Below are 12,729 nucleotides of genomic sequence, written 5' to 3'. Positions count from 1 at the left end.
TTTAATTTATAGCGCGGTAAAGCAGGCGGGCTTGTGCATCATAAGATGCCAGCACCGCCTGTTCTGCTTTATTGGTGGGCGCATCCGTAAAACCTGCTTTTTGCCAAAAGCCAATGGCGTGGCAGGTAGATGTTAAGAGAAGAGTGTGCAGATTATGCCTGCGGGCTGTTTGCTCTGCCAATACTAAAGCCTGTTGTGCAAAACCTTGCCCTCTTACTGTGGGGGACAGGGCAAGATCATGAATATACCAACTGTCTGCCTGATTAGGCAGAGTATGCAGCAAAGTATTTAATGGCGGGGAAACAAGGCCTTGCCATGGGTGGCTTATCAGATAGCCAAGCACTTCTTTATCTCGTACAAGAGAAAAGCAGCCACTGGGTGCAAGTTTCAGGCGTTCTTCAAAAACAGCCAGATCTTCCATGTAATCAGGATGAACACGGGCAGCTAATGTCATAACACCGGTAAGATCATCTGGTGTCATGGCACGCCAAGTGGTATCTGCGCTGGGAGTCATATAGAATTTCCGTTTTTTCCTTATACAGTTATTCAACTCAAAGGCTGATAACTGGAAAAGTGGGTAGGCATGACGGCACGAGTAAGACTGACATTGCGGCTAGATGCAGATGGTAAGCCTGCGTTGGGGCACGGCAAGATACATCTTCTGGAAAAGTTGGAAGAAACGGGTTCCATTTCAGCGGCAGGGCGTGCCATGGGCATGTCTTATCGTCGTACATGGCTGTTGGTAGATAATCTGAACCAGCTTTTTAAGGAACCTCTGGTTATCACACGTCCCGGTGGGGGCGGTGGGGCTTTCCTTACGCCCACAGGTAAAGCGGTTGTCACCCTGTATCGTCAGATTGAAGATAAGGCTGCTCAGGCAGCCAGTTCCGATATGGCGGAACTGGAAAGTTTATTGTCTGTGTGCCCACAAAAAACCTCACCAGAATGAGATGGGTCTCTTCAGAGCAATGAAAAAACCATCCCATAAAATTTAGCAAAAGAACGGGAGACAGACGTGTCAGCAAATGTGCAGCGACGTGATGTAATCAAGGCAGGGGCGGGTGCTACTCTGGCTTCGCTGGTAGGGGGTGCCATTGGGCGGGCGCACGCCGAAGGGCTGGTAAGTGCCACAGGCGCATTTGATGATAACACAGTTGCGCAGATTGCTCGCAGGCTGGCAAACGGGGCTTACAAGGCGCCAGACCAGACGTTACCAAAGGCACTTTCCAACCTGAATTTTGATCAGTTCCGGAGCATTGCCTATCGCCCGGACCGTGCCTTGTGGGCTGGTGATAATCTGGGTTTTGATGTGGAATTTTATCCGCGTGGTTTTTTATACAAGCCGCGGATCGAAATTTACGAAGTGCAAAACGGGCAGGCTGCGGCTGTCCCTTACTCTCCAGACTTGTTTACATATGCAGATTCTTCTTTGCGGGTAGATGATAATCTGGGTTTTGCTGGTTTGCGCCTGCGTGCTCCAATTAACACCCCCGGAGTGATGGAAGAGTTCTGTGTTTTTCTGGGGGCATCGTATTTCCGTGCAGTCGGTAAAGACCAGATTTACGGGCTTTCTGCACGCGGTTTTGCCGATGGTACGGGGGACCCTAAAGGTGAGGAATTTGCGCTTTTCCGTGCTTTCTGGTTGGAAAAACCTCAGCCTGGCGTGCAGTCTGTTGTCATTCATGCGCTGTTAGATAGCCCATCTCTTACAGGGGCTTTTCGTTTTACTATCCGCCCAGGTGAGAGCACGGTGTTTGATGTGCAATCCACATTATTCCCACGCACTAAAATAGAACAATCTGGCATCGCGCCACTGACGGGCATGTTCTATTTTGACGGGAACGATCGCAATCACATTGATGACTGGCGCCCTGCTGCGCATGATAGCGAAGCCCTGCAAATGTGGACAGGTGCAGACCAACAGCTTTATCGGCCATTGCGTAATCCGCTTGATCTCCAGTTTTCAACATTCTCCGATACCTCTCCGCGCGGTTTCGGGTTAATGCAGCGCAGGCGCTCTTTTCATGATTATGAAGATCTGGCCTTGCATTATGAAAAGCGTCCTTCCCTATGGATTGAGCCTATTGGAGATTGGGGTTCGGGTTGGGTAGATCTGGTGGAAATTCCCACGCCTAATGAAGTGAACGATAATATTGTTGCCTTCTGGCGGCCTAAGGAACCCCTGCAGGCAGGCAAGGAATACAGCTTTACCTATCGCATGTACTGGGGGTGGGATGCTCCTTTCCCCACTCCACTGGCGCGTATTGGAGCCACACGTGTTGGCGCTGTGGTGGATGATAAAACTGCCCGCTTCTTTGCTATAGATTTTGTGGGAGCACCTTTCGAGCACCTGCCAAAGGACATGCATTTTCACGTTTCTCCCCAAGCATCTGCGGGCACAATTCGTAATGTTGTTGTAGAGCCAAATCCGGAAATCAACGGGTGGCGCACAACATTTGAGTTTGTGCCGGGTGATGCCAAGGTGGCAGATCTAAGCTGCGCGTTGGAAACGGATGCCGGGCCAGTATCCGAACAGTGGTTGTACCGATGGACGCCGTAAACATGCCGGATTCTACACAAATGTTTCGTGCTCTCCCTTCAGAATCTCCGTTGGATATGCCGGTGCAGGATTTTCATGCTGCACCCAATATGGCATGGCGTGGCCGCACGCCTATTACCTCTCCGCGGAATATTGTGTTGCGTCGACTGGCTGTTATTGGCTCAGCCTTGCTGCTAACGGCCTATGGGGCATGGCGCACACATAAAGTGATGGATGAGGCAGGTGTTTCCACCTTGGGTGTGATCATGCTGCTGCTGTTTATTGCTTTGTTTATGTGGATTGCACTGGCATTCACATCTTCGGTTGCCGGGTTCTGTTCTCTGGTTGCGCATGGAGGGCTTGGACTGGGGATTAGCAAGTCTGGCCCTTTGCCTCAGCTTGCGCGGCGCAACGCCGTTTTGCTGCCCACGTATAATGAGCCTCCTCGTCGCGTTATGGCGGGGCTGAAAGCCATTTACGATAGTTTGCAGGAAACGGGAGAACTGGCTGCGTTCGATTTCTTTATTTTATCGGACACTACAAACCCGGATGTGTGGGTAGAGGAAGAAGCTGCATTTCTGGCGCTGCGTGAAGAAACTGGCGGATATGATCATATCTTTTACCGCCGCCGTCATAACAATGTGGAGCGTAAGGCAGGTAACCTAGGGGAATGGGTACGCCGCTTTGGCGGAGCGTATGACCACATGGTTACGTTGGATGCAGACTCCGTTATGTCTGGCGCTACGTTGGTGCGTATGGCCGCAGCAATGGAACGTAATCCCGGTGTAGGGCTGATACAGACACTTCCGGTTATTACTGGCGGCACAACACTGTTTGCACGTTTGCAGCAGTTTGCAGGCCGTGTGTATGGGCCAGTTATTGCATACGGTATTGCATGGTGGCATGGCTCAGAAGGAAATTACTGGGGCCATAATGCCATTATCCGCACACGCGCTTTTGCAGAGCAAGCGGGTATGCCGCATGTGCCGGGAAAGCCACCTTTTGGTGGGCATATTCTAAGCCATGACTTTGTAGAAGCTGCCCTGATGCGCCGTGGGGGCTGGGCCATTCATATGGTACCAGCGCTTGATGGTTCTTATGAGGAAAGCCCTCCATCTCTTACCGATGTTGCCATTCGTGATAGGCGTTGGTGCCAAGGCAATTTGCAGCACGTCAAGGTTCTGCCAACAAAGGGGCTGCATTGGGTTAGCCGGATGCACATGATTGTTGGCATCGGGGCTTATGTAACATCCCCCTTGTGGCTGGTATTTTTGCTAACAGGTATTCTCATTTCCTTGCAGGCTCATTTTGAGCGGCCTGAATATTTTGGTGAAACAAAGCTTCTTTATCCACACTGGCCACATGTTGACCCAGTGCAGGCGAAGTACGTGTTTATTGGCACCATGATTGTGCTGTTGGCACCAAAACTTCTCGCTTATATCGCGCTCTTGCTGGATAGAGAAAATTGCAAAGGGTGTGGTGGTGCCATACGTGCGGCAGGTTCCATATTGGTGGAAACGCTGATTGGTGGCTTGATTGCTCCAATAGCCATGCTGATTCAAACGCTCGGCGTATTTTCTATTCTCACAGGCCATGATTCCGGTTGGAATGCACAGCGGCGAGATGACGGCGGCGTACCGTTTATGGATATTGTGCGCCAATATGGGCGTTTTACCATTTTTGGTTTGTTGTTGGGTGCTGGAGCATGGGTTGTTTCTCCATCACTGTTTTTCTGGATGACACCTGTTTTGTTGGGTCTGGTTTTTTCCATTCCTCTGGTAGCGTTTACCAGCAGCCGTAATGTGGGCTTGGATTTTCGTAAAGCTGGCCTACTTCTGGTGCCAGAAGAAACCAACATGCCGGATGTTCTCAAAAAGGTAGAGCAAGACCGCGAAAGTGATGAGGCACCAGATCTTCCGGAAGATGCTTTGCGCGCTTTGCGGGCAGATGTAGGGCTGGCGCAGGCACATATGGCTATGCTGCCACCAGAACGCAAAGCTGGCGATCCTATTAATGCAGATCAGTTGGTGGGTTTGGTGAAGCTTTCAGAATCTCACACGGTTTCTGAAGTTGAACACAAGCTTACAGTCAAAGAAAAAGCTGCGGTGCTTGGCACGCGCAAAGGCGTGGAAAGCGTTCTGCAGCTTTCAGAGTAAATCTGACGTATTATGACGGGAAGCAAACAAAAACTCTTCCCGTCATTTTTAATGAATACGCTGGCCGCCTACCCATACTTCCTGCACGTGCAGGTTAGAATCCATCACAACAAAATCAGCACGTTTTCCGGTTTCCAGTGTACCGCGGTCATGCAGCCCCAGATAGTTTGCCGGATTGCGCGTTAAAAGCGCTACAGCTTCGTGCAGCGGTGTTCCGGTATTTATGGCATTACGCAGGGCGACATCCAGTGTCAGCACACTTCCTGCAAGGCTGCCATTTGGTAAGCGTGCCGTACCATTTTCTACAATCACGTCCTGCCCACCAAGCTGGCTTGGGCCATCTGGCAAGCCAGCAGCACGCATGGCATCGGTTACAAAAACAAGCCGCTCCGGCATAACGCGTTGCGCCAATTGGAATGTTGCTGGATGAATATGGTGTGTATCAAAAATCATCTCGGCATAGGCGTCACTGCACATCAAGGCTGTAACAGGGCCAGGGCGTCGGCTTTCAATAGGGGGCATAGCGTTAAAAAGATGCGTGCCGCCAGCCACACCACCAGCTTTGCAAATATGGCAAATAGCCTGATGGGCTTGTTCATAACTGGCAACGGTGTGGCCAAGGCTTACGCACACACCAGCTTTGGCAAAACTTTCCATGGCGGTTTGTGCGTGGGGTAGCTCTGGTGCCAATGTCACTACACGCACGCAGTTTGTGGCGAGGACTTCTGAAACTTTATCTGGGGTTGGTGGGATATTAAAAGGGGGCTGGGCACCAAGTTTATGGGGGCTCACAAAAGGCCCTTCCAGATGTGCGCCGTGTATCATGGGGCCATCGGGAATTTGTTGCCCGGTAACTTCAGCAATAGCCTGCAATGTGTTGATAACATCCGGCCAAGGGCTGGTGATTGTTGTGGGTAGTAATGTGGTTGTGCCATGCCGGGCATGAAACCTGCTGAGTGTATGAATGGCTTCTACACCATCCATAGTATCTGCCCCATCGCCACCGTGTATATGTCCGTCAATAAATCCCGGAAGAATATAGCGGTCCATTTCATGTTTGGTGGGCGCAATGTTCTGGATTGTGGTTTCGAAATTTATCTTTCCACTTACAACTGTATTGGAAAGTACAAGGTTTCCGGAAAGTTCTGTCATGTCATTTGGCCGTTAGAAGTTTGTGGTGTAGTTTTTTTTGAAAAACACAAAATAAATAAAGAAATTACAAAATAGCATATGCAGGACAGTGTAGAAAATGCTGCCTGAAACCCTATAATGGGTTTTAGCCACACAAAGCATTGCGGCAAAATGCCGCCTCCACAATATGCCATAACCAGCAATGCAGATACAAAAGAGGTTTTATTTTGAGTGGAATTCAAAACAGTTGGGAAAAGAGATGGAAATATCATGGAGTTTGAAAATCCAAGAAGTGCAATGCATGCAACGGATAGGTAGCCATGCGTCATGTATGCCAAAAGGCTTAGGGCAGAACCTGTAAAACAGGAAAGCATAAGGGCGCGCTCTTGGGATAAAACGCGGGGTACACATATCAACCCCGCCAGATATCCACAAAGCATACAAACAAGGGTAGCTGATGTAAAAAAGCTGGAGATATTTAATGGAATATGGAACCCAGATGCATAAGTGCCAATTGCGTCTCCTGCCAGAACTTCTACGCCAACGTAAAGAAACATGGCCATAACACCAAACCACAGGGTTGGGTTGAATTTCATTGGGGCGTTAATTTCTTTGTTGTTTGAAAATGGTGTTTTTATATCAGGCAAACTTGAAAATTTTATATACAAAGTGGTTAAAGCTAAAAGTGCAGCCATTCCTATATATGGCCAGTAAATTGTGGAAATGAATTGTTTTTGCAAAAGAGAATTTCTTTGCACCAAAGGCAAATCTCCAATATGCGGCATGGCAAATGCCGCCAAAGCAACAGGCGCTAAAATTCCTCCAACTTTGTTGCAAATGCCCATAATTGCAATGCGTTGTGCAGCGCGGTCTACGGGGCCTAAAAAACTTATGTAAGGGTTTACGGCAACCTGTAGAAGCGCCAACCCACTTCCCAGAATTAAAAATCCGCATAATGTGCCGGGGTAGGAGGGCACTTTCATAAATTGGCCTGTAACAATCATGCCTGCTGTCATAATGCTTAGGGCATATATCAGGCTTTGCCGCAGGCCTTGTTTTGTTACAATTCTGCCAGCCGGGATGGCGAATAAAAAGTAGGAAATATAAAAAACAAAAGGAACTAAAAATGCACTGATATCATCGAGAGAAAATGCAATTTTCACAAAGGATATCAGGGGGCCGTTCAACCAGGTTACAAAGCCGATTATAAAAAATAATATTGCAACCAGAACAAGAGGTGGCCAGCCATAAGGGCCCGCCGGGCAGGAAATGGCACGCCAGAAGGTGCGATTGTGCATGCCGGGCCAAGCCTTTCTGGATTTAAAGAAAAATCAGTTTGCTGAATCCGGCAGACTGTCAATTTTCTCACAGGTATGTGCCAACTCAGCAGATGGGTTGGGTGCTTCGCACAAGCGCTGCACATCTGGGGCGCACATTTCTATGGAATTTTCAAAATCAGATTCCAGCACATCTTCCGCAATAGCTAGATCCTGATCATGGGATCGAGCTTCTTCGGCTTTGAGCATATCCTGTGTTTTGTGCAGTTCTTTCAGGGCATCAATACAGGCCGGGCTGGCTGCTTCTGGTTTAAAATGTAGAACGGCCAGCTCTTTTTGCAGTTGCGCATTGGGCACGTTTGTACGGGGCGGCGGATCATCATCTGCGCGCGCTACTGCTGATGCAGCAAGAGAGCCCATAAAAAAGAGGGATGCCAAAGCAAATGGCCGAAAAAGCGGAGTGGAAGGGCGGAATAAAAACACGCGCAAAACTCTCTTAATACACAGGTCTGTGCTTCTGGGGTGTGCTGTTTTTAGCCTGTTCATGGCCAGAAGGTAAAGCAACGGGCTTTGGTGGCTACTACACAGGGTTGGCATACGCACCCATTTAGTGTTATGTAAAAAGCGGAAAGTCGGCAGTGGACGGATACCTTGCCAACCCGGTCAGATCCGGAAGGAAGCAGCCATGGTAAGTTTCGTCCGGGTCATTGTTCGGCTTTCCACCCGTTATTTTCCGCCAATGCGGCACGTGTTTCGCATATAAAACAAGGCGTGAACTTTTTCTTCGGGCAAGGCATGAGCGACAACACAGACGCGCAGCTTCCTCAGGATGAGGGACTCCCTAATCCTGAAATGGAAGGCCCCGGTCTGTTTGGTGATGAGCCAGCCCAACAGGCACCAGAACAGCTCCCCGCAACGCAGCAGGATCAGGCCGCATCGCCATACAGGGTGCTGGCCCGTAAATATCGCCCTACCACATTTGATGACCTGATTGGCCAGGAAGCAATGGTGCGCACGCTGCGTAATGCGTTTGCACTGGGGCGGGTGGCGCATGCGTTTATGCTTACAGGTGTGCGTGGTGTGGGCAAAACCACGACGGCCCGTATTATTGCGCGTGCCCTTAACTGTATTGGGCCAGATGGCAAAGGTGGCCCAACGGCAGATCCATGCGGTGTGTGTGCAAACTGCGTAGCCATCCTGAATGACCGGCACCCGGACGTGCTGGAAATGGATGCTGCCTCCCGCACGGGCGTGGATGATGTGCGCGAGATAATAGAGGCCACGCGTTTCCGCCCCATGCAGGGGCGCATGAAGGTTTTTATTATTGACGAAGTGCATATGCTTTCTCGCAATGCCTTCAATGCGCTGCTCAAAACGCTGGAAGAGCCGCCAGCACAAGTTACGTTTATTTTTGCCACCACAGAACTGCGGAAAGTGCCGGTAACGGTGCTTTCACGCTGCCAGCGGTTTGATTTGCGTCGTGTTCCGCAATCTGAACTGGTGGGGCTGTTTTCCTGCATTGCAGAAAAAGAACATGTGCGCCTGTCATCAGATGCACTGGCACTGGTGGCGCGGGCGGCTGATGGCTCGGTGCGTGATGGGCTTTCCTTGTTGGATCAGGCCATAGCGCAGGGCACGGGGCAGACTGATGCAGATGGCGTTATTGGCGCCACGGTTATCAGTGACATGCTGGGTTTGGCGGATCGGGAAGTGGTGTTCGATCTGCTGGAAGCCGTGCTGACTGGTAAGCCAGAGCAGGCTTTGGCGCTGCTGGATGCAGCATACGCACGTGGCGCAGATCCCGGCCTTGTGTTGGGGGATATGCTGGAACTGGTGCACACGGTTTCCCGCTTGCGCGCTGTGCCCAGCCTGCGCGATTCGGCAGATATGCCGGAAGCCGAGCGTGTGCGCGGCACGCATATGGCGGATACCTTTACAGTGCCGGTGCTTATGCGGGCGTGGCAGATGCTGGTAAAGGGGATGCAGGAAGTAGAAGCTGCATCTGATAGACGTGCTGCCGCAGATATGGTGCTTATTCGCCTATGCTACGTGGCGGATATGCCATCTCCAGAAGATTTAATAAAACGTCTTTCTGGGGCGGAAGGTTCTGCAGGGCAGGGAGGAACTGCGCCAAGTGTGGGTGCAAGTTCTGGAGCGCCTTCTGCTGGGACAACTTCTGCTGTGCTAGCCTCATCTGTTTCTGCAGGGCATCAGCCACCGCCGTTGCGTATGGTTAGTGGTGGGCAAAGTGTTTCTGCTGCCGTGCCAGTAGCGGCCCCGGTGCCTATGCCATCTGTTGAGCCGCAAGCTCTACCTCATCCGCGCACATGGCGAGAAGCCGTGGCTTTGGTGAAGGATCAGAAAGAAGCCATTCTGCATGGGCAGCTTCGGCATGCAGCGCATCTGGTGTCCTTTGCGCCCGGGCATATTGTGTTGCGGTTTGAGCAGCACGTGCCCGCTGGTGCCGCGCAAGAGCTTCGCAAAGTGTTGGACCGCGCCACGGGTATGTCTTGGCGGGTCGGCCTTTCGGAAGAAGAAGGCGAGCCTACGCTGGATGCGCAAGGCGCTGAGATCATCCAGTTTCGGCGTAAGGAAGCTGAAGCGCATCCGCTGGTAAAAGCCATTCTCAAGTTTTTCCCGGATGCGGAATTGGGCGAAGTGCGTGATCACGGTTTGGATGATTACGGCCTACCGCCAGAAGAACCTGTGCCCGAGCTGCTTTTTGCACCGCTGGATGCAGAGTTTCTGGATGATGATGAACGGCCCTATGATCCGGGCATGTCTCCAGACTGACTCCGGTGAGCAGGTAATGCACGCCCCTCAGGCTGTGTGGTGTGACATATAGCAACAGGCTGCCAGCAACAGGGCAGTTTGAGAATAAAGGGATAGTTGATGAAAAATCTTGCCTCATTGATGAAGCAGGCCACGCAGATGCAGTCCAAAATGGAAGCAATGCAGAGCACGCTGGAAGCCATGAACATTGAAGGTTCAGCTGGCGCAGGCATGGTGCAGGTTGTGCTGAGTGGTAAAGGGGACATGCGCTCCATTAAAATTGATCCCAAACTGGCAGATCCGGAAGAAATGGAAATGCTGCAGGATCTGATCGTGGCTGCCTGTGCAGATGCCCGCAAAAAGCTGGATGAAAAAGCCGCAGAAGAAATGCAGAAAGTGACCGGTGGCCTCAACCTGCCGCCCGGCATGAAACTGCCGTTCTGATACAGCGGAGCGAGTAACAGAATTGTCCGGTATGGGTGGGCAGGAAATAGAGCAGCTTATCCGGCTTTTGGGCCGGTTGCCGGGGTTTGGCCCGCGTTCTGCGCGCAGGGTTGCGCTGTATTTGCTGAAAGAACCGCAAACCCGGCTTGCGCCTCTGGCGCACGCAATGGAGCGGGCAGGCAATGCCATAAAAACCTGCTCATCCTGCGGTAATCTGGATACGATAGATCCATGCCATATCTGCTCTGATCCTTTGCGAGATCAGGGTTTGATCTGTGTTGTGGAAACGGTGGGTGATCTGTGGGCGCTGGAGCGTGCTGGTGTGCACCGGGGTGTGTATCAGGTTTTAGGCGGCACACTCTCTCCGTTGGCGGGTATTGGGCCGGAAGATCTGGACGTAGCCCCGCTGTTTGAAAAGCTGAACAAAGGCACAGTGCGCGAAATTATTCTGGCATTAGGCGCAACGGTAGAAGGGGCCACCACCATGCATTGGCTTATGGATCAGCTTGCGCCTTATGGTGGTGTAACCGTCAGCCGTGTTGCGCAAGGCGTGCCCATGGGTGGGGCGCTGGATGTGCTGGATGATGGCACTCTGGCCGCAGCACTGGGCGCACGGCGCCCTGCATGACGATAAAGGAGGCTGATACGATGCCACTGGATGGTTTTCCCATTTCTGCGGCCATTCCCCGTCGTGCGTTGGTAACGGGCGGAGGGGCGCGGCTTGGGCGTGCCATAGCTTTGGGGCTGGCACAGGCTGGCTTTGATGTGGCAATTCACTATCGCTCAGGCCAGGAAGATGCGCAGGAAACGGCAGCCGCTATTAACGCGTGTGGGCAGAAAAGCTGCCTGTTGCAAGCAGATTTGGCGCGCGAGGAAGGGGTGGAACCTCTGGTCGAACAGGCGTCAGTTGCCTTGGGTGGGCCGCTAGGTGTGCTGGTCAACAATGCCTCTACGTTCGAGCGGGATGAATGGCACAATGCCACGCGTGAAAGCTGGATGGCGCACCTAAAACCCAACCTGCGTGCCCCATTTGTGCTGATGCAGCATTTTGCCAAGGCGCTGCCAGAAACGGCGCAAGGCATGATATTGAATATGCTGGATGAGCGCGTGTGGTCTCTTACGCCGCATTTTGTCAGCTATACGGTGTCTAAAAGCGCTTTGTGGACGTTAACACAAACAATGGCGCTGGCTCTGGCCCCTAAGGGCATACGTGTGAATGCCATAGGCCCCGGGCCAGCACTGCCAAGTACGCGGCAGACAGAAGAACAGTTTGCCCGGCAATGTGCCTCTGTGCCTTTGGGGCATGGCACATCGCCGCAAGAAGTTGCGCGCGCCGCACTGGCGCTGTTGGCTTTACCCTCTGTAACAGGGCAGATGCTGGCGCTGGATGGTGGGCAGCATTTACAATGGTCTCCGGCGTTGTCTGCCGGTGCTGTATTGGAAGAATAGAAAATGGCTGTTTTTGCTCCATGGGCGGATCAGCCGCCTTTGCGCCGCCTGTTTATCCGCAACATGATTCTGGATGCCAATATCGGTGTTTTTCCGCACGAACAGGGGGTATCGCAGCGTATTCGTGTATCCGTTTCATTCGGGGTGGATGATCGCACAGATCTGGAAATCGGTGCGGATGATCTAAGCCGCACAGTTTCCTACGAGCAGGTGGTCGTGCTGGTGCGTCAGATTGTGGCGGAGGGGCATGTCAGGCTGGTAGAAACGCTGGCAGAACGTATTGCGGCCGGTGTGCTGGCAGATAACCGTGTGAAGGTGGTGCGGGTACGGATTGAAAAGCTGGATGTTTTTGAAGAAATCGAAGCCGTTGGCGTGGAAATAGAAAGACGTTCAACACCTGCGTAAAAATTTGATGAGATCTTCATAAAAAAGCCCGCCAAAAGGCGGGCTTTTTCTTTGCCGTGTTTATGGCAGCAGATCAGGAATCGTGTTCGTCCGAATCGGTGTTGACATCAATATCGGAGCTGATGTCATCATCATCATCGTCATCCAGATCGGCGGTATCTTCCAGCACGTCATCGGCATCTGTATCCGCATCTGTATCCAGATCGATATCATCTTCACTGGGTTTCTTGGCGGGGGCCGCTGTTGCCGGGGTGTTGGACAGGGTATCAGAATTCCGGCGCAAACGGGGCACCAGTGGGGGCTGTTCCGTGCCACATTTGGGGCATACGGCAGGAGTGCGGTTTAGATCATAAAAATGGGCACCGCAGGAGACGCAGACGCGTTTGGTGCCGAGATCGGGCTGAGACATCTTGCTACCTGTCGATCCTGAGCAGTCAGATTGGGGGGCACAGATGCCCCGGAAAGAAGGCCGATACCTTCCCGCAACGCGAGGTGGAATCGAACCAGACTATAAGGCGACGCCAAATGCCATTGTGTTTTGTGTCCTGTCAAACCC

General features: G+C 51.9%; 13 protein-coding genes and 1 other RNA gene. 9 read left to right on the top strand and 5 right to left on the bottom strand.

Features of this window, described 5'->3' with window-relative positions; genetic code table 11:
• Window position 1: 1 nt before the first annotated feature.
• Window positions 2–514: a GNAT family N-acetyltransferase gene (locus APA10_RS03130; protein WP_003629427.1), complete on the bottom strand. Its 513-nt coding sequence runs from the start codon at window positions 512–514 to the stop codon at window positions 2–4.
• A 69-nt stretch (window positions 515–583) separates the two neighbouring features.
• Between APA10_RS03130 and APA10_RS03125 the strand changes: the two genes are divergently transcribed.
• The 3 genes from APA10_RS03125 to mdoH all read left to right on the top strand — a co-directional run bounded on the left by APA10_RS03125 (window position 584) and on the right by mdoH (window position 4,695).
• Complete coding sequence (locus APA10_RS03125; RefSeq protein ID WP_003624903.1) at window positions 584–949, top strand: winged helix-turn-helix domain-containing protein; 366 nt, start codon at window positions 584–586, stop codon at window positions 947–949.
• A 66-nt stretch (window positions 950–1,015) separates the two neighbouring features.
• Entirely contained in the window at window positions 1,016–2,560 is a 1,545-nt protein-coding gene (locus tag APA10_RS03120) for a glucan biosynthesis protein (protein ID WP_003629426.1), read from the top strand.
• Window positions 2,561–2,562: 2 nt separating this feature from the next.
• Entirely contained in the window at window positions 2,563–4,695 is a 2,133-nt protein-coding gene (gene mdoH, locus APA10_RS03115) for a glucans biosynthesis glucosyltransferase MdoH (RefSeq protein ID WP_174714273.1), read from the top strand.
• Window positions 4,696–4,743: 48 nt separating this feature from the next.
• Here mdoH and nagA read toward each other — a convergent pair whose 3' ends face one another.
• The 3 genes from nagA to APA10_RS03100 are packed head-to-tail and all read right to left on the bottom strand — an operon-like array spanning window position 4,744 to window position 7,700.
• Window positions 4,744–5,847: an N-acetylglucosamine-6-phosphate deacetylase gene (gene nagA / locus APA10_RS03110; RefSeq protein ID WP_003629424.1), complete on the bottom strand. Its 1,104-nt coding sequence runs from the start codon at window positions 5,845–5,847 to the stop codon at window positions 4,744–4,746.
• Window positions 5,844–7,124, bottom strand: coding sequence for a glucose/galactose MFS transporter (gluP, locus tag APA10_RS03105; protein ID WP_003629423.1), 1,281 nt, complete (start codon window positions 7,122–7,124; stop codon window positions 5,844–5,846). The genes nagA and gluP overlap by 4 nt, the downstream gene beginning before the upstream one ends.
• Window positions 7,125–7,157: 33 nt before the next feature.
• Window positions 7,158–7,700 (bottom strand): hypothetical protein, encoded by a 543-nt coding sequence (locus tag APA10_RS03100; RefSeq protein WP_080587111.1) that lies wholly within the window; start codon window positions 7,698–7,700, stop codon window positions 7,158–7,160.
• A 29-nt stretch (window positions 7,701–7,729) separates the two neighbouring features.
• Here APA10_RS03100 and ffs point away from each other — a divergent pair.
• From ffs to folB, 6 genes are all read left to right on the top strand, one after another.
• Window positions 7,730–7,827: signal recognition particle sRNA small type (ffs, locus tag APA10_RS14410), an RNA gene on the top strand.
• Between the two features lie 71 nt (window positions 7,828–7,898).
• A complete protein-coding gene (locus APA10_RS03095; RefSeq protein ID WP_035365796.1) occupies window positions 7,899–9,896 on the top strand; it encodes a DNA polymerase III subunit gamma/tau in 1,998 nt (665 codons plus the stop codon).
• A gap of 99 nt (window positions 9,897–9,995) precedes the next feature.
• The gene (locus APA10_RS03090; RefSeq protein WP_003624890.1) at window positions 9,996–10,319 is read left to right on the top strand and encodes a YbaB/EbfC family nucleoid-associated protein; all 324 of its coding nucleotides are present in this window, start codon (window positions 9,996–9,998) and stop codon (window positions 10,317–10,319) included.
• Between the two features lie 31 nt (window positions 10,320–10,350).
• Entirely contained in the window at window positions 10,351–10,947 is a 597-nt protein-coding gene (recR, locus tag APA10_RS03085) for a recombination mediator RecR (RefSeq protein ID WP_003624888.1), read from the top strand.
• Between the two features lie 20 nt (window positions 10,948–10,967).
• A complete protein-coding gene (locus APA10_RS03080) occupies window positions 10,968–11,768 on the top strand; it encodes an SDR family oxidoreductase (protein WP_003629420.1) in 801 nt (266 codons plus the stop codon).
• Window positions 11,769–11,771: 3 nt separating this feature from the next.
• Window positions 11,772–12,173 carry a dihydroneopterin aldolase gene (gene folB / locus APA10_RS03075; RefSeq protein WP_003624885.1) on the top strand — a complete coding sequence of 134 codons (402 nt, stop codon included), beginning with the start codon at window positions 11,772–11,774 and terminating at the stop codon, window positions 12,171–12,173.
• Window positions 12,174–12,246: 73 nt separating this feature from the next.
• Here folB and APA10_RS03070 read toward each other — a convergent pair whose 3' ends face one another.
• Complete coding sequence (locus APA10_RS03070; protein WP_003629419.1) at window positions 12,247–12,582, bottom strand: TIGR02300 family protein; 336 nt, start codon at window positions 12,580–12,582, stop codon at window positions 12,247–12,249.
• Between the last annotated feature and the right edge of the window lie 147 nt (window positions 12,583–12,729).

The sequence above is a fragment of the Acetobacter pasteurianus subsp. pasteurianus LMG 1262 = NBRC 106471 genome (assembly GCF_000285275.1).
Classification (GTDB): domain Bacteria; phylum Pseudomonadota; class Alphaproteobacteria; order Acetobacterales; family Acetobacteraceae; genus Acetobacter; species Acetobacter pasteurianus.
The sequence above is the reverse complement of the archived record's forward strand: the minus strand, read 5'-3'. Positions and strand labels throughout refer to the sequence as shown.